Raw genomic sequence first — 16126 nt, forward strand, 5'->3', positions numbered from 1 at the left:
GGACTTTGCCGAAATGTTCCCGTTGTGGAATGCCAGCATGCGGACTAGCGTTCACGCAGCGCACAATGGGTGCAACGACGCGCCCGCGGCGCAGTCAGTTGCCTTAGGAACGACCAATGCGAGGGGAGACATCACCATGAACGACACCGTCAATCGCATGATCCTGCTGGTCGAAAAGCCGACCGGCAAGCTTGGCCCCGAGCATTTTCGTCTGACCAAGGGCGCGATCCCCGAGCCGAAGGACGGCGAGGCGCTGGTGCGCACGCGTTACATCTCGCTTGATGCCGCCAACCGCGCCTGGATGCACGGTGCCACCTACCGCGCGGCAGTCGAAGCCAACACCGTGATGGCCGGCGGCAGCATCGCCGAGGTGGTGTCGTCGAAGGACCCGAGCCTGAAGCAGGGCGACATCGTGTTCGGCGACACCGGTTGGCAGGATTACGCCGCGGTGCCCGCCAAGCATCTGTCGAAGATGCCGAAGCTCGAACCAATGACGCATCTGCTCAGCGTCTTCGGCGTTGCGGGGCTGACCGCATATTTCGGCCTGCTCGATGTCGGCAAGCCCCGGGAAGGCGAGACTGTGGTGGTGTCCGCGGCCGCCGGATCGGTCGGCTCGATCGTCGGGCAGATCGCGAAGATCAAGGGCTGCTGCGTCGTCGGCATCGCCGGCGGCAAGGACAAATGCCACTGGCTGACCAGCGAGCTCGGCTTCGACGCCGCGGTCGACTACAAGGACGGCGCCACCTACAAGGCGCTGCGAGCAGCGGCGCCGAAGGGCATCGACATTTATTTCGACAATGTCGGCGGCGACATCCTGGAAGCCTGCCTGTCGCAGATGAACAATCGCGGCCGCATCGCCTGCTGCGGCGCGATCTCGCAATATGACGGCATCCCCTCCGCGCACGGCCCGCGCGGCGTGCCCGGCCTGATCGTGGTGAAGCGGCTGATCATGCAAGGCTTCATCGTGATGGACTACATGGACCAGCGCGACGCCGCGCTCGCCGACCTGCAGTCCTGGGTCGCGTCGGGCAAGCTGAAGGTACAGGAAGACGTGATCGACGGTCTCGAGAACACGCCGCGGGCGCTGATCGGGCTGCTCGCCGGCGAAAACCGCGGCAAGCGCATGGTGAAGGTGTAGCACGAGTGCTCTCAATCCGGTCATCCTGAGCGCGGAACGCACGTCTCGAAGGATGTAGGTCACGGACAGGTTTCATGGTTCGCCTGGCGATGCGAAGCATCGTCCAGAGACGTACGGAGCCTGTCATCGGGCCGCGCCTTACGCGGACCCGTTGGCGCTCCCGACCATGAGGGACGACAATTTTCCCTCTGGCGTTCCCGCCGAAGGGCGGCTAGTCTGGCCTCAAATAGTCAGTACACTGTCAATCTGGGAGGCAGACGTTGCGGATCGCCGTGATCGGCGGAGGGCCCGGCGGGCTTTACTTCGCCTATCTCTGGAAGAAGCGTCACCCGGACGCCGAGATCGACCTGTTCGAACAGAACGCGGCCGATGCGACCTGGGGCTTCGGCGTGGTGTTCTCCGAGCAGGCGCTGGACTTCCTGCGCGCCGACGACCCCGAGACGGTCGATGTCATCGTGCCGCAGATGGAGAGCTGGAAGAACATCACGCTCAATCTGCGCGGCGAAAGCGTCGAGATCGACGGCGTCGGCTTTTCCTCGATCGGCCGGCTCGCGCTCTTGACGATCCTGCAGCAGCGGGTGAGCAGCGTCGGCATCACGCCGCGCTTCGACACGGTCGTGCAATCGGTCGACCAACTCGAAGGCTACGACCTGATCGTCGCCGCCGACGGGCTGAACTCGATGGTCCGCCGCAGCTTCGAGAGCGCGTTCGGCGCTTCGGTGTCGCATTCGACCAACAAGTTCGCCTGGTACGGCACGACGAAGACCTTCGCGACGCTGTCGCAGACCTTCGTGGCAACGGAGCGCGGCCGCTTCAACGCCCATCACTACCGCTATGCAAAGGATATGAGCACGTTCCTGGTCGAGTGCGACGCGGCGACCTGGGCGGCCTACGGTTTTGCCGACAAGACGATCGAGGAATCGCAGGCGATCTGCGAGCAAGTGTTCGCCGCAACCCTTGACGGCCACCGGCTGATCTCGAACAAATCGGTATGGCGCAGCTTCCCGTGGATCTGGAACGAGCGCTGGTCGCACGGAAACATGGTGCTGATCGGCGATGCGCTGCATTCGGCCCACTTCTCGATCGGTTCGGGTACCCGGCTCGCGATCGAGGACGCGATCGCGCTGACCAAGGCGCTGGAAGGAGAGAACGGGATCCCGTCGGCGCTCGCGCGCTACGAGAGCGAGCGCAAGCCGATCGTGAAGAAGCTCGTGACCGCTGCACGGACCAGCGCCGACTGGTACGAGCGTTTCCCCGAGCACATGAAGCTCGGGCTGATGGATTTCGCCTACAGCTACATCACCCGCTCAGGCCGGATCGACGACGTGCGGCTGCGCGCAATGTCGCCGGCCTTCATGGCCCGCTACGAAGCTGCGAAGGAACAATCATGACCGAGATCGCCGACCAGGTTCCTCCAGAGAATCCCGGCGCGCGCGAGGTCGGCTTCACGATCCCCGAGCGCTACAATGCAAGCCGCATCCTGTTCGACAATCTCGCGAACGGCAATGCCGAGCGCATGGCGCTGACCGGCCCGGCCGGCACGCGGACCTATCGCGAGCTTTGCGCCGAGGCCGCGCGCTGGGGCCATGGCTTCCGGTCGCTGGGACTGAAGCGCGGCGACCGCATCCTGCTGTTCCTCGACGACACGCCGGCCTACCCGGCCGCGTTCTTCGGCGCGGTGCGCGCGGGTTTCGTGCCGCTCCTGATCAACACGCTGACCACGCCGGACCTGCTGCAATTCTATCTGTCCGACGCCGGCGCGCAGGTCGCCGTCACCGATGCCGAGTTCTGTTCGCGCTTCAACACGGAGGCTTGTAAGGACACGCCGCTGCGCACGCTGATCGTGGTCAACGGCACAGCCGGCGACCATGCCGTGGCAGAGGCGCGCAACGCCAGCGAATGGCTGCCGGGATTTCCCGGCGAGCTCGATGAAGCCGACACCCATCGCAACGAGATGGCGTTCTGGATGTACTCGTCAGGCTCGACCGGCCGCCCCAAGGGCATCGTGCATCTGCAGCACGACATGGCCTATAGCGAGCTCGCCTTCGCGCGCAACGTGCTGAAGCTTTCGCCTGACGACATCTGCTTTTCGGTACCGAAGATCTTCTTCGCCTATGGCTTCGGCAACTCGATCACCTTCCCGTTCTCGGTCGGCGCCGCCACGCTGCTGCTGCCGGGCCAGCCGAAGCCGGCGGCGATCTTTGCCGCGATCGAGACCTATCGCCCGACCGTGTTCTTCGGCCTGCCGACACTCTACATCTCCTTGACCAAGGCCGAGGCCGCCGAGCGAACCGACTTCTCCTCGCTGCGGATGGCGATCTCGGCCGCGGAGGTGCTGTCGGCCGATGTCTTCAACGGCTGGAAGCGGCTCACCGGGCTCGAGATCATCGAGGGCCTCGGCTCCACCGAGGTGCTGCACATCTATCTCTGCAATCGCGCGGAGAAGAAAAAGCTCGGCGCCGCCGGCCTGCGCGTGCCCGGCTACGAGATCATGCTGCGGGACAGCGATGGCCGCGAGGTCGGCGACAACGAGGAAGGCATCCTGTGGGTGCGCGGCGATTCCGCGACCCCGCTCTACTGGAACCGGCCGGACAAGACCGCCGAGACCGTGCGCGAGGACGGCTGGATCTACACCGGCGACCGCTTCATGCGCGACAGCGACGGCTTCCACTTCTTCCGCGGCCGCGCTGACGACCTGGTCAAGATCTCCGGCCAGTGGGTCTATCCGCTCGAGGTCGAGCTCTGCCTCGCCGACCATCCCGACGTCCGCGAATGCGCCGTCTATGCCGCCGAATTGCCGGACCGCCGCATGACGCTGAAGGCGGTGGTGGTGATGAACCAAGCCGGCTTCGACACCAACGAAGCGACGCGGCGGCTGCAGGATTACGTCAAGACTAAGCTGTTGCCCTACAAATATCCGCGCGAGGTGAAGTTCATCGACGAGCTGCCGAAGACCGGCACCGGCAAGATCGACCGGCAGGCGGTGATGCGGATGTGACGCATGATGCGGAGATCATGCTCCGCAACTCCGCCACCTCCCCTGTCTGAACACACACACAAGGGGGAGGAGCCCAAGCAGCGTGCTCACCTCACCCCCGTTCACAACGACAGCGCCTCAAGCGTCACTTCTCGAGATACTTCTTCATGTCGGCGCGCAGGCCCTCCCGCAGATCGTCGCGCTTGAGGCCGAAGGCGATGTTGGCGCGCAGGAAGCCGGCCTTCGAGCCGCAATCGTGACGCTCGCCCTCGAACTCGACGCCGTAGAACTTCTGTGTCTTCGCAAGTCCGATCATCGCATCGGTGAGCTGGATTTCGCCGCCGGCGCCGCGCTCCTGCGTCGCCAGGATATCGAAGATCTCCGGCTGCAGGATGTACCGGCCGGTGATCGAGAGGTTGGAGGGTGCCGTGCCCTTCGGCGGCTTCTCCACCATGCCGTCGACCTCGAAGATCTTGCCGGTGCGCTTGCCGACGCCGCAGATGCCGTACTGATGGGTAAGATGATCGGGCACTGCCTCGACCGCGAGCACATTCGATTTCTCGCCGAGCTTGGCTGCCGCCTCGATCATCTGCTTGAGGCAGCCCGGGGTGTTCAGCACCAGCTCGTCGGGCAGCACCACGGCGAACGGCTCGTTGCCGACGATGTCGCGCGCACACCACACCGCATGGCCAAGGCCCAGCGGCGCCTGTTGCCGGGTAAAGCTCATCGCACCGGCTTCGGGCTGGTTCTGCGCCAGGATCTCCTGCTCGGCCTTCTTGCCGCGCTGCGCGAGCGTGGTGTCGAGCTCGAACATGCGGTCGAAATGGTCTTCGATCACGCCCTTGTTGCGACCGGTCACGAACACGAAGTGCTCGATGCCGGCTTCCCTGGCTTCGTCGACGACGTACTGAATTAAAGGCTTGTCGACGATGGTCAACATCTCCTTCGGCATCGCCTTGGTGGCGGGCAGCACGCGGGTACCGAGACCGGCGACGGGGAAGACGGCTTTACGGATTTTCATGGGATTATCGGAAGCCTTCAAACGGGTGGGAGGGCAATCAGCCCTTGGTAGCTCGTTTGCAGCCGCTAACAAAGGCAGATGAAAGGCAGATGTATGGGTGCGGCATATTTCCGCCGTTCCAGCCGGCGAGATGCAGCGGCATCAAAATCTCGCCTTTGTTAAGCGATTGGAAACCGTGACAGGGCCTTCTGAAACGGCAGTTTTTTGGGCAGGCGCATCACTATGCGGTCGACGGGAACATCGAGAACCAACCGGATCGGCGCGATCACGATCGCGCTGTCGCTGCTGATCCCTCTGCTGATCCCTTGCAGCGCCCTTGCCCAATCGGCGAGCAACGGACTGACTGACCTGATCGACAGCATCTTCTCGAGAGCGAACCAGCCGCCGCAAGCCGCGACGGGACCGGACGGCGCCGCGCCGCCCTGGAGCGGGGAAGACGGCGCTTCGGGCCATCCGCTGATGACTGCCGCCGCGATCCGTGAGGCGGCGGCGAATTTTCCGAACTGCATCGCGCAGATGTGGCCAGATGCCGCACGGCGAAACATCAGCCAGGAGAATTACGAGCGCTTCACGGCGGGCCTGGAGCCCGACCTGCGCATCATGGACCTCCTGGATTCGCAGCCGGAGTTCACCAAGGCGATCTGGGACTATCTCGACATTCTCGTGAGCGACGCCAGGCTCGCCAAGGGCCGCGAGATCCTCGCGAAGTACAAGCCGCAGTTCGATGCAGCCGAGCGGGCCTACGGCGTCGACCGCTACATCATCGCGGCGATCTGGGGCATCGAGTCGAACTACTCGACCCAGAGGGGCGACCGCAGCGTGGTGCAGTCGACCGCGACACTGGCCTGCATCGGCCGCCGCCAGGCCTATTTCAAGGACGAGTTCCTCTCGGCGCTGGAGATCCTGAACCGCGGCGATCTCAGGCCAGGGCAGATGCGCGGCTCCTGGGCCGGCGCCTTCGGCCCGACCCAGTTTATGCCGACCGCCTTCAAGCGTTACGCCGTCGACGCCGACGGCGACGGCCGCCGCGACGTCGTCGACAATCCGGCCGACCTGATCGCCTCGACCGCCAACAACCTGAGCAAGGACGGCTGGCGGAGCGGCGCGAGCTGGGGCTACGAGGTCGTGGTTCCCCGGGGCTTCAACTACATGCTGGCCGACCGCGCCAAGGCGATGCCGCTATCGCAATGGGCGCGTCTCGGCCTGAAGCGCGCCAACAACCAGCCGTTCCCGCGGCCCTCCGAAAAGGCCTATCTGCTGGCGCCGGCCGGTGCCGAGGGCCCGGGCTTCCTGATGCTGCAGAACTTCCGCGTGATCATGAAGTACAACCCGGCGGAAGCCTATGCGCTCGCCATCGGCCACTTTGCCGATCGCCTGCGCGGCGGATCGCCTTTCGTGCAACCTTGGCCGCGCCAAGAACGGGTGCTGTCGCGCGCCGAACGGTTGGAATTGCAGCAGCTCCTCGCCCAACGGGGCTTCTACAAGGGCACCCCCGACGGCCAGATCGGCGGCCTGACCCGCGAGGCCCTGCGCGGCTTCCAGGTGTCGATCGGCGCGCCCGCCGACGGGTTTGCCACCTCCGAGGTGCTGGACCGGCTTCGGGGGCGGTGATCCGTCCTATCGCTCGGTTCACGGGCGCTCTCCACCTCTCCCGCGTGCGGGGGAGGTCGCCGTGCTCGAAGAGCACGACGGGTGGGGGCTTCCTCCGCTCAAAGACCCTTTCGAAAGCCTCGTTGCGGCAACACCCCCACCCAAGCCCTCCCGCAAGCGGGAGAGGGAGTGCACCATCGTCGCGGCGACACCTTCGGACTTTCCCCGCCTCCAAAAGTAACCCTGAAATCAGCTATCCGCCCCGCGCCTTGACGGCGGCCGGACAAGCCCGATTTATGGTGGAAAAGCTGCCCGCTTGCGGCCCGATTCCGCTAATATGCTGGGCACTTCCAGCTGATCGCGACCGAAATTCAATGCCGAAGCCGAGATCCTTTTTGCGCATCTTCACCGAAGCCGGCCCGCTGGTCGCGCTGACGGTCGCGATCGTGCTGTTGCTCGGCCTCGCCGCCCCCGCCTCGGCCCAGTTCTTCAACTTCCCGGGCTTCGGCGGACCGCCCCAGCGCCCGGCCCCGCAACACCGCGGCGGGGGCGGCTGGTTCGGGTCGGACTTCTTCGCACCGTTCCAGCATCAACCGCCGCAGCAGGCCCAGCCGCAGCGGCCGCGCGAGGATTTCTCACGCGCCCCGCCGCCGGCCAAGCGGGAGGCTGCGGCCGAGCGCAATGTGCTGGTGCTTGGCGACGCCATGGCCGACTGGCTCGCCTACGGCCTCGAGGATGCCTATTCCGACCAGCCCGACATGGGCGTGATCCGCAAGCACAAGACGGTGTCGGGCCTGATCCGCTATCAGCCCAAGGGCGAGCCCGCGGACTGGGCCGCCGCCGCCAAGGGCATTCTCGCCAACGAGAATCCCGATGCGATCGTCGTCATGCTCGGCCTCAGCGACCGCACCGCGATCCGCGAACCTGTCGCGGAGAAGAAGGCCGACAAGAAGGACGAGAAGAAAGACGCGCGCGCCAAGCCGGACGCGAAGCCCGGCGATGCCAAGCAGGACTCCGCAGCCAAGCCTGACGACAAGCCGACCGACTCCGAATTGTCGCCCGACGATGAGAGCGACGCAGCACAGGCCGTGCCCGCGAAGACCGCGCGCTCGCCGAACGGCCTTTACGAATTCCGCGACGAGCGCTGGGTCGAGCTCTACAGCAAGAAGATCGAGGAGATGATCAACGTGCTGAAGAGCAAGGGCGTGCCGGTGCTGTGGGTCGGCCTGCCCGCGATCCGCGGCCAGAAGGGCACCTCGGACATGCTGTTCCTCGACGCGCTCTATCGCGACGCGGCCGGCAAGGCCGGCATCACCTATGTCGACGTCTGGGACGGGTTCGTCGACGAGTCCGGCCGCTACCTGCAGAAGGGCCCCGACTTCGAAGGCCAGATCCGCGTGCTGCGCACCTATGACGGCGTGTTCTTCACCAAGGCCGGCGCGCGCAAGCTCGCCCATTATGTCGAGCGCGAGATCAACCGCCTGCTAGCCGCACGCTCGGGTCCGATCGCGCTGCCGAACGAACCTGCAACGCCGGACACCAGCGCCGAGCCCGGCAAGCCCGCGCCGCGTCCGCTGGCCGGACCGGTGCTGCCCCTGGTCGCCTCCTCGGTCGGCACCGATCAATTGCTCGGCGGACCGGGCTCGCGGCCCGCCGCCGTCGATCCGCTCGCCGCGCGCACGCTGGTGAAGGGCGAGGCGCTGGCGCCGCCCGCCGGCCGCGCCGACGATTTCATCTGGCCGCGGCGCGAGATCGAACGCGAGCCGGCGAAGGGGGACGTGCCGGTCGCCGCGACCACGCCGGCCGCACCGGCGACGCCGGCCAATCCGCCGCCCACGACCACGGCGATCGCGCCCGACGGCTCGATCATCACGGCACCGCACAAGCCGAAGCGGGTGTTCCGTCCGGTCCAGACGCAACCGCCGCCGCAGCCTCAGCCCTGGTTCCGCGAGTTCTTCGGTTTTGGCGCGCCGCAGCAGCGCCCGCTGGTGACGCCGCCACGGCCGCCACGACCGCCAGCCAATGTCGGCCGATCCGCGTCGGTGCCGCCGCGCAACCCCGTGCAGTAAGCGTGTGGCGGTTACGCCGCGCGACGCGCTCACCCGTACGATTGATGGAAAATTGCAGGGCGGATGAGTCGAAGGCAAATCCGCCGATGAACTCTGACGCGTGAGCTCAGTCGTGGCGGGCTGCGCGTTGCCAACCCGCCACCTCCTAGAGCCCGATGAGATTGGGTTGAGATGGAGCGGCGGCGGTTCACCTCTCCCTTGGGAGAGGCATAGGCCGCCTTCGGCGGCCGTCCTTAAGAGAACGCCGAAGCGCTGCTTCGGCTATGGCGCAGCGCCGGGTGAGGGACTACGGTCTCTCGTTGGAGCCGCGGCCCCTCACCCGATTTGCTGCGCAAATCGACCTCTCCCCGTCGGGGAGAGGTGGCCGAACCGATTCGATCCAAATTCATTGCGCTCTATAGGATCAGCCCGCCGTCGACGACGATGGTCTGACCGACGATGTAGGACGCCAGCGGCGAGGCCAGAAACAGCGCAGCGCCGGCCATGTCGGCAGGCGTGCCGAGGCGCTTCAGCGGAATGCGCTCGAGCGCGCCTTCGAGACGCTTCGGATTTGCCGTCGTCACCTTGGTCATCTTGGTGTCGACGAGGCCGGGCGCGATGCCGTTGACGCGGATGCCGTCCTCGGCCCACGCCTCGCCGAGCGTGCGCGTCAACCCGACCGCACCGGTCTTCGAGGCGTTGTAGGCCGGATTGCCCATGGTGGAGTGATAGGCCGCGGTCGAGCTCACGATGATCAGCGCCCCCTTGCTCGCGCTGAGCATGTCATGGAATTTGGTCGCGCAGGCCATCAGGCTCATCAGGTTGACCTCCATCACCTTGCGGAAGCCATCCATCGCGAATTCCCCACGGCGGTAAATCACCGCGCCTTGCGCCAGCACCAGCACGTCGAGCCGGTCGAAGGACGGCTTGAACGCGTCGATCGCCTGCGGATTGCTGACATCGAGCTGCGCATAGGCGAGGCCTTCGAGCTGCGAGCCGTCCTCGGCGGCATAATCGCTCGCCTGCGCACGCGTGCCGCAGACGGCGACGCGCGCGCCCTTGGCGCGGAACGCTTGCGCGATGCCGTTGCCGATCCCGCTGGAGCCGCCGACCACCAACACCTGCTTGCCTGAGAAATCGAGTTCGTTCATCGCGTTCCTCTCCCGTTTGCTGTTTTCTTGATTGAGCTTGATCCTTTTCGAAAAGCCACCGGCGGACTTGCGTTAATGCGCTGCCGACGCGCTCGGATCCGATCACCGGTTTGACGTATTTGCGGATCGGTGCCAGCCTTGTCGATCTCACAACGCATCAAGCATCCTTCCGCGAGTACGATCATGTCCGAATTCAAGCAGCTCAGCCGTTCGGTGAAGGGCCTCACCGTCCTCGTCACCGGCGCCGCCAGCGGCATGGGCCGCGCCACCGCACGCGTGTTCGCCGATGAAGGCGCCAATGTCGCGGTCACCGACCTCACGGCGGAAGGCACGCAGGCCGTGGCCAACGAGATCACCGCGGCGGGCGGTTCGGCAAAAGCCTGGGTGCTCGACGTTGCCGACCGCGACGCGATCACGAAGGTTGTCAATGACGTTGCCGCGCATTTCGGCGGGCTCGACATCATCGTCAACAATGCCGGCATCTCGGTGCGCGTGCCGATCGACGATCCCGCTTACGAGGACGCCTGGGCGAAGGGCATCGCGGTGATGCTGACGGCGCATCCGCGCATCATCCGCGCCGCGCTGCCATATCTGCGCAAGTCGGCTTCGCCGCGCATCGTCAACATCGCCTCGACCGAAGCGCTCGGCGCGACCGCGCTGCACAGCACCTACTCTGCGGCAAAGGGCGGCGTCACCAGCCTGACCCGCTCGCTCGCGGTGGAACTCGGGCGCGAAGGCATCACCGTGAACTGCATCTGCCCAGGACCGATCCGCACCGGGATCACCGACCGCATCTCCGAGGAGCACAAGACGATCTACGCCAAGCGCCGCACCGCGCTCGCCCGCTACGGCGATCCGGAAGAGGTCGCGCATATGACGCTGAGCCTATGCCTGCCCGCCGCCTCCTTCCTGACCGGCGCCGTTATTCCGGTGGACGGTGGCCTGATGGCCAGGAACGCTTGATGCGGGCGCCATAGCTCAGAGCGCGAGCCGCCCGGCGCTTCAACGCCGGAAGACATCGCAGACACAAATCTGCGCAACCCCGCATGCGGTACGATGCGTTGACAGGGCGCGCGCCGGGAGTAGCCTTCCCGCCAACGAAAGCGGGAAAGCCGCCCGCAACGCACGGGGAGATGCGCCATGACGGTCCTGATCCGGCAGCTTCACAAGCATTTCGTCGGCGAAGTATCCGGCGTCGATCTGCGCAAGCCGCTGACGAAGCAGGAAGCGATCGACATCGAGGCCGGCATGGACAAGTACGCGGTGCTGGTGTTCCACGGCCAGGACATATCAGACGAGCAGCAACTCGCCTTTGCGCTGAATTTCGGCGAGCGGGAAAAATCCCGCGGCGGCACGGTGACCAAGAAGGAGGACTATCGCCTCTCCTCCGGGCTCAACGACGTGTCCAATCTCGGCAAGGACGGTAAGCCGCTGCCGAAGGATCACCGCACTCATTTGTTTAACCTCGGCAACTGCCTGTGGCATTCAGACAGCTCGTTCCGCGCCATCCCGGCCAAGTTCTCGCTGCTGTCGGCGCGCGTGGTGAACCCGAAGGGCGGCAACACTGAATTCGCCGACATGCGCGCCGCCTATGACGCGCTCGACGACGAAACCAAGGCGGAGATCGAGGACCTGATCTGCGAGCACTCGCTGATGTATTCGCGCGGCTCGCTCGGCTTCCTCGACTACTCTGACGAGGAGAAGGAGATGTTCAAGCCGGTGCTGCAGCGCCTGGTGCGCACGCATCCGGTGCACGGCCGCAAGTCGCTGTACCTCTCATCCCACGCCGGCGCGATTAAGGGCATGAGCGTACCGGAGGCGCGGCTGCTGCTGCGCGATCTCACCGAGCACGCCACCCAGCCCGAGTTCGTCTATGTGCACAAATGGACCGTGCATGACCTCGTGATGTGGGACAACCGGCAGACCGTGCACCGCGTCCGCCGCTACGACCAGTCGCAACCCCGCGACATGCGCCGCGCCACGGTGGCAGGAACGGCGCCGACGGTGGCGCAGGACGCGGCGGCATAAGCGCGCCGACGCCGCAATATCCATGCCGTCATCGCCCGGCTTGACCGGGCGATCCAGTATTCTAGGACATTTGTGGTTTGCGGACGGGCCGCGGCGTACTGGATGCCCCGCCTCCGCGGGGCATGACACGGAGCGAGCGGCGTACGAGCTACGCGTGCCCGGCGTCGTTCGAGAGCATGCCGAGATCGATGCCGATCTTGCGCAACGCGCGCGCGTACTTCTCGTCGACATCGTCGCCGAAGATCAGATCCGGATCGGCGTCGCAGTGCAGCCAGCCATTGTGCTGGATCTCGTTCTCGAGCTGACCCGGCGCCCAGCCGGCATAGCCGAGCGCGAGGATCGCGTGCCTCGGACCGGCGCCCTTGGCGATCGCCTTGAGGATGTCGACGGTCGCTGTCAGCGAGATGCCGTCGTCGATGTTCAGCGTCGCATCCTGGATGTAGAAGTCGCTAGAATGCAGCACGAAACCGCGGCCGGTGTCGACCGGGCCGCCCTTCATCACCTTCATCATCTCGGCATTCTCGGGCAGCTTGATCTGGTCCGCCTTCTTGATGATGTCGAGCTGCACCAACAGCCCGGGGAAGTCGATGCTGCCCGCCGGGCGGTTGACGATGATGCCCATGGCGCCCTCGGACGAGTGGGCGCACAGGTAGATCACCGAGCGTTCGAAGCGCGGGTCGCTCATCACCGGCATCGCGATCAGCAACTGCCCATCAAGGTAGCCATCATCGGCTGCGTTGTGACCGATGCCGGCGCTTCTACCCGTGGCGGTCTTGCGTGTTTTGCCTTCAGGGCTCATCGGCAGAGGCCTTTCCTGCTGATCCGCCATCCTGATATTGGGTGGCGGTTCTGTCAATCAACCTCCGCGCCGCGCGCGGCAATGCATCACAAGCAATTCAATGGTTTGCAACGAAAGTTGCAGGTAAAGACGTCTCATGATCGTAATAGTTCCATTACGGACCGCATTTGGCTTTGCCGCCTTAATTTTATCCGTCGCATGCATGGCAACGCAGGTTCGCGCCGACGACGCCTCGCCATGGCAGCAGGATGCACATTCCGCGGTCAGGCTGCTGGCGGGATCGCGCAGCGGTGCGGTGCTGCTCGGCGGCATCGCCTTCCAGCTCCAGGACGGCTGGAAGACCTATTGGCGGACGCCCGGCGATTCCGGGGTACCGCCAAGGTTCGACTTCTCGAAGTCGGACAATGTCGAGGCCGTGACCGTGATGTGGCCGGCACCACGGCAATTCGACGACGGCGCCGGCGGAACCTCGCTCGGCTACAAGCATCAGGTGGTGCTGCCGCTGCGCATCGTCGCCAAGAATCCTGACAAGCCGCTGACGCTGCGCGCCGACATCAACTATGCGGTGTGCGAGAAGCTCTGCGTACCCGTGGAAGCGAAGGCCGAGCTGGCGTTCGCGAGCGTCGCCAGCACCGAGGACGGCGCGCTGTCGGAGGCCCTCAACGCGGTGCCGAAGCCCGCCAATATCGGCGATCCCAACCCGATCACGATCCGCGACGTCAAGCGGAACGGGAACAACGTGCTGGTCGATGTCACGGCGCCCGAGACCAAGGATGTCAGCCTGTTCGTTGAGGGGCCGACGCCCGACTGGACACTGCCGGTGCCGAAGCTGGTCGAGCACTCCCCGCCCGGGGTGAAGCGCTTTGCCTTCGCACTCGACGGCCTGCCCCCCGGCGCCAACCCGGAAGGCGCCGCGCTGAAACTGACGCTGGTCGGCGGCGACAAAAGTTACGAGTTCAACATCAATTTGAACTGACCCGAGCGGTCGTTCCGCGGCGGGGGGTGCGGTGCCCGTGCCCAACCCAATCTTAACGTTTCGTTGATAGATCGGACCATTGCCGCCGCCTCGCGGCGTTTCAGGAATTTCCTGCTTTGGCCGTGATGGATACCCAGTCCGCAACCACTGCGCCGTCAGGCCCGATCGCACGCCTGCGCAGCGTCACCTCGCGCATGCTTGGCGGAACCAACGAGGCCTCCGTCACCAAACGGCTCGCCGGCACCATCTTCGTCATCCGCGTGATCAGCGCCGCCATTGCCTATCTCGCGCAGATCCTGCTGGCGCGCTGGATGAGCGGTTCGGACTACGGCATCTATGTCTATGTCTGGACCTGGGTGCTGCTGCTCGGCAGCACGATGGATTTCGGTATCGCGGCCTCTGCGCAGAAGATCATCCCGGAGTACCGCACCAGCGGCGACCACGCCCTGCTGCGCGGCTTCCTCTCCGGCAGCCGCTGGATGACCCTTGGCGCGTCCACCGTCGTGGCGCTGCTGCTCGCGGGTCTGATCCGGCTGCTGTCGCCCTGGATCGACGCCAATACGATCGTGCCGCTCTATATCGGCTGCCTGACGCTGCCGCCCTTCGTCGTCGCCAACACGCAGGACGGAATCTCGCGTGCGCATGACTGGATGCAGCTCGGCCTGATGCCGCAGTTCATCGTGCGCCAGGGACTGATCATCGGGCTCACTGCCGGGGCGCTGGCGCTCGGCCTTCACCTCGGCGCAACCGCTGCGATGGCCGCGAGCGCGGCGGCGGTGTACATCGCCGCGATCGGCCAGATGATCGTGCTGAACCGCCGCCTCGCCGCGCATATCGAACCCGGCGAGAAGGCCTACGATGTCAGGGGCTGGCTCGCGATCTCGTTGCCCATCCTGCTGGTCGAAAGCTTCTATATGCTGCTGTCCTACACCGACGTGCTGATGCTGCAGCAGTTCCGCCCCTCCGAGGAGGTCGGCATCTACTTTGCCGTGGTGAAGACGCTCGCGCTGGTTTCCTTCATCCATTACGCGATGTCCGCAACGACGGCGCACCGCTTCGCCGAATACAACGCACTCGGCGACAAGGACCGGCTGTCGGCCTATGTCGCGCACGCGATCAACTGGACGTTCTGGCCCTCGCTGCTTGCGACGGTCACCCTCCTGGCGTTCGGCAAGCCGCTACTGTGGCTGTTCGGCCGGAATTTCGTGGGCGGTTACGACATCATGCTGGTCGCCGCGATCGGGCTCGTCGTGCGCTCGGCGATCGGGCCGGTGGAGCGGCTGCTCAACATGCTCGGCCAACAGCGCATCTGCGCGACCGCCTACGCCGTGGCCTTCCTCATGAATGTCGGGCTGTGCTTCGCGCTGGTGCCGCGCTATGGCGGCATGGGCGCAGCGGCGTCGACCTCGATGTCGCTGACATTCGAGACGATCCTGCTGTTCTACGTCGTGCGCTCCCGCCTCGGACTGCATGTGCTGGCCTTCGGAAAGGCGCGGCCAGCGCCATAGCTTTTCTGCCGGCCACAAGCGAAAGCCGGCCCTGATCCAATCAGAGCCGGCTGCGCGTAGCTGACAGATCCCGCGTCCGTTCGCGCGGAAGGACTACTCCGCGGTCCACCCGCCGTCGATCGAGAGGTTGGCGCCGGTGATCTGCGCGGCATCGTCGCTGCACAGGAACAGCGCGAGGGCTGCGACCTGCTCCGAGGTCACGAATTCCTTGGTCGGCTGCGCAGCCAACAGCACGTCCTTGATGACCTGCTCCTTGGTCATGTTGCGCGCCTTCATCGTGTCCGGGATCTGGTGCTCGACCAGCGGCGTCCAGACATAGCCGGGGCTGATGCAGTTGCAGGTGATCTTGTGCTGCGCGACCTCGAGCGCGACCGTCTTGGTGAGGCCGGCGATGCCATGTTTCGCCGATACATAGGCCGACTTGAACGGCGAGGCCACCAGCGAATGCGCCGAGGCGGTGTTGATGATGCGGCCCCAACCGCGCTTCTTCATGCCGGGCACCGCGGCGCGGATGCCGTAGAAGGCGGACGACAGGTTGATCGCGATGATCGCTTCCCACTTCTCCGGCGGAAACTCCTCGATCGGCGAGACGAACTGGATGCCGGCATTGTTGACGAGAATGTCGACCGAACCGAAGGTCTTCTCGCCGAGCGCAACCATTTCGGCGATCTCCGCCGGCTTGGTCATGTCGGCTGGCGAATGCACGGCCTTCACTTTGAAATCGGTCTCGATGCCGGAGCGTTCCTTCTCGATGTCGGCCGGAACGCCCATGCCATTGAGGACGATGTTGGCGCCGGCGCCGGCGAAGGCGCGCGCATAAGCCAATCCGATGCCGCTGGTCGAGCCTGTCACAACGGCGGTCTTGTCTGTCAGCGTACCCATTCTTATTC

At 65.3% G+C, this 16126-nt stretch carries 13 protein-coding genes; 9 read left to right on the plus strand and 4 right to left on the minus strand.

What is annotated here, in order from left to right; all coding sequences use genetic code 11:
• Window positions 1-136 precede the first annotated feature (136 nt).
• The 3 genes from MTX23_RS32625 to MTX23_RS32635 all read left to right on the plus strand — a co-directional run bounded on the left by MTX23_RS32625 (window position 137) and on the right by MTX23_RS32635 (window position 4136).
• Window positions 137-1138, plus strand: a complete 1002-nt coding sequence (locus MTX23_RS32625; protein ID WP_280974181.1) for an NADP-dependent oxidoreductase — start codon at window positions 137-139, stop codon at window positions 1136-1138.
• 260 nt (window positions 1139-1398) lie between these two features.
• Window positions 1399-2529, plus strand: coding sequence for an FAD-dependent monooxygenase (locus tag MTX23_RS32630; protein ID WP_280974182.1), 1131 nt, complete (start codon window positions 1399-1401; stop codon window positions 2527-2529).
• Window positions 2523-4136, plus strand: coding sequence for a benzoate-CoA ligase family protein (locus MTX23_RS32635; RefSeq protein ID WP_280978296.1), 1614 nt, complete (start codon window positions 2523-2525; stop codon window positions 4134-4136). The genes MTX23_RS32630 and MTX23_RS32635 overlap by 7 nt, the downstream gene beginning before the upstream one ends.
• A 124-nt stretch (window positions 4137-4260) precedes the next feature.
• Here the strand turns inward: MTX23_RS32635 and galU are convergent, their stop codons facing one another.
• Window positions 4261-5136 carry a UTP--glucose-1-phosphate uridylyltransferase GalU gene (gene galU, locus MTX23_RS32640; protein ID WP_280974183.1) on the minus strand — a complete coding sequence of 292 codons (876 nt, stop codon included), beginning with the start codon at window positions 5134-5136 and terminating at the stop codon, window positions 4261-4263.
• A 222-nt stretch (window positions 5137-5358) separates the two neighbouring features.
• Here galU and MTX23_RS32645 point away from each other — a divergent pair, with 222 nt between their 5' ends.
• Window positions 5359-6747, plus strand: a complete 1389-nt coding sequence (locus MTX23_RS32645) for a lytic murein transglycosylase (protein WP_280974184.1) — start codon at window positions 5359-5361, stop codon at window positions 6745-6747.
• Window positions 6748-7100: 353 nt separating this feature from the next.
• A complete protein-coding gene (locus MTX23_RS32650; RefSeq protein ID WP_280974185.1) occupies window positions 7101-8795 on the plus strand; it encodes an SGNH family hydrolase in 1695 nt (564 codons plus the stop codon).
• 395 nt (window positions 8796-9190) lie between these two features.
• Here the strand turns inward: MTX23_RS32650 and MTX23_RS32655 are convergent, their stop codons facing one another.
• A complete protein-coding gene (locus MTX23_RS32655) occupies window positions 9191-9925 on the minus strand; it encodes an SDR family oxidoreductase (protein WP_280974186.1) in 735 nt (244 codons plus the stop codon).
• Window positions 9926-10108: 183 nt separating this feature from the next.
• Between MTX23_RS32655 and MTX23_RS32660 the strand changes: the two genes are divergently transcribed.
• On the plus strand, window positions 10109-10888 hold the full coding sequence (locus tag MTX23_RS32660; RefSeq protein WP_280974187.1) for an SDR family NAD(P)-dependent oxidoreductase: 780 nt from the start codon (window positions 10109-10111) through the stop codon (window positions 10886-10888).
• Window positions 10889-11065: 177 nt separating this feature from the next.
• Entirely contained in the window at window positions 11066-11953 is an 888-nt protein-coding gene (locus MTX23_RS32665; RefSeq protein WP_280974188.1) for a TauD/TfdA family dioxygenase, read from the plus strand.
• 148 nt (window positions 11954-12101) lie between these two features.
• Here the strand turns inward: MTX23_RS32665 and MTX23_RS32670 are convergent, their stop codons facing one another.
• A complete protein-coding gene (locus tag MTX23_RS32670) occupies window positions 12102-12752 on the minus strand; it encodes a YqgE/AlgH family protein (RefSeq protein ID WP_280974189.1) in 651 nt (216 codons plus the stop codon).
• Window positions 12753-12888: 136 nt separating this feature from the next.
• Here MTX23_RS32670 and MTX23_RS32675 point away from each other — a divergent pair, with 136 nt between their 5' ends.
• Together MTX23_RS32675 and MTX23_RS32680 are read left to right on the plus strand one after the other, a co-directional pair.
• Complete coding sequence (locus MTX23_RS32675) at window positions 12889-13728, plus strand: protein-disulfide reductase DsbD domain-containing protein (RefSeq protein ID WP_280974190.1); 840 nt, start codon at window positions 12889-12891, stop codon at window positions 13726-13728.
• 116 nt (window positions 13729-13844) lie between these two features.
• Window positions 13845-15236, plus strand: a complete 1392-nt coding sequence (locus tag MTX23_RS32680) for an oligosaccharide flippase family protein (RefSeq protein ID WP_280974191.1) — start codon at window positions 13845-13847, stop codon at window positions 15234-15236.
• 93 nt (window positions 15237-15329) lie between these two features.
• Here MTX23_RS32680 and MTX23_RS32685 read toward each other — a convergent pair whose 3' ends face one another.
• The gene (locus MTX23_RS32685; protein ID WP_280974192.1) at window positions 15330-16118 is read right to left on the minus strand and encodes a 3-hydroxybutyrate dehydrogenase; all 789 of its coding nucleotides are present in this window, start codon (window positions 16116-16118) and stop codon (window positions 15330-15332) included.
• Window positions 16119-16126 lie beyond the last annotated feature (8 nt).

It is taken from the genome of Bradyrhizobium sp. ISRA436, from assembly GCF_029910015.1.
GTDB lineage: Bacteria > Pseudomonadota > Alphaproteobacteria > Rhizobiales > Xanthobacteraceae > Bradyrhizobium.

What these genes read in the sequence shown, in the direction of transcription:
- galU (WP_280974183.1), bottom strand. Translation starts at nt 5,136, where the DNA reads ATGAAAATCCGTAAAGCCGTCTTCCCCGTCGCCGGTCTCGGTACCCGC.
- MTX23_RS32685 (WP_280974192.1), bottom strand. Translation starts at nt 16,118, where the DNA reads ATGGGTACGCTGACAGACAAGACCGCCGTTGTGACAGGCTCGACCAGC.
- MTX23_RS32670 (WP_280974189.1), bottom strand. Translation starts at nt 12,752, where the DNA reads ATGAGCCCTGAAGGCAAAACACGCAAGACCGCCACGGGTAGAAGCGCC.
- MTX23_RS32665 (WP_280974188.1), top strand. Translation starts at nt 11,066, where the DNA reads ATGACGGTCCTGATCCGGCAGCTTCACAAGCATTTCGTCGGCGAAGTA.
- MTX23_RS32655 (WP_280974186.1), bottom strand. Translation starts at nt 9,925, where the DNA reads ATGAACGAACTCGATTTCTCAGGCAAGCAGGTGTTGGTGGTCGGCGGC.
- MTX23_RS32675 (WP_280974190.1), top strand. Translation starts at nt 12,889, where the DNA reads ATGATCGTAATAGTTCCATTACGGACCGCATTTGGCTTTGCCGCCTTA.
- MTX23_RS32660 (WP_280974187.1), top strand. Translation starts at nt 10,109, where the DNA reads ATGTCCGAATTCAAGCAGCTCAGCCGTTCGGTGAAGGGCCTCACCGTC.
- MTX23_RS32625 (WP_280974181.1), top strand. Translation starts at nt 137, where the DNA reads ATGAACGACACCGTCAATCGCATGATCCTGCTGGTCGAAAAGCCGACC.
- MTX23_RS32645 (WP_280974184.1), top strand. Translation starts at nt 5,359, where the DNA reads ATGCGGTCGACGGGAACATCGAGAACCAACCGGATCGGCGCGATCACG.
- MTX23_RS32650 (WP_280974185.1), top strand. Translation starts at nt 7,101, where the DNA reads ATGCCGAAGCCGAGATCCTTTTTGCGCATCTTCACCGAAGCCGGCCCG.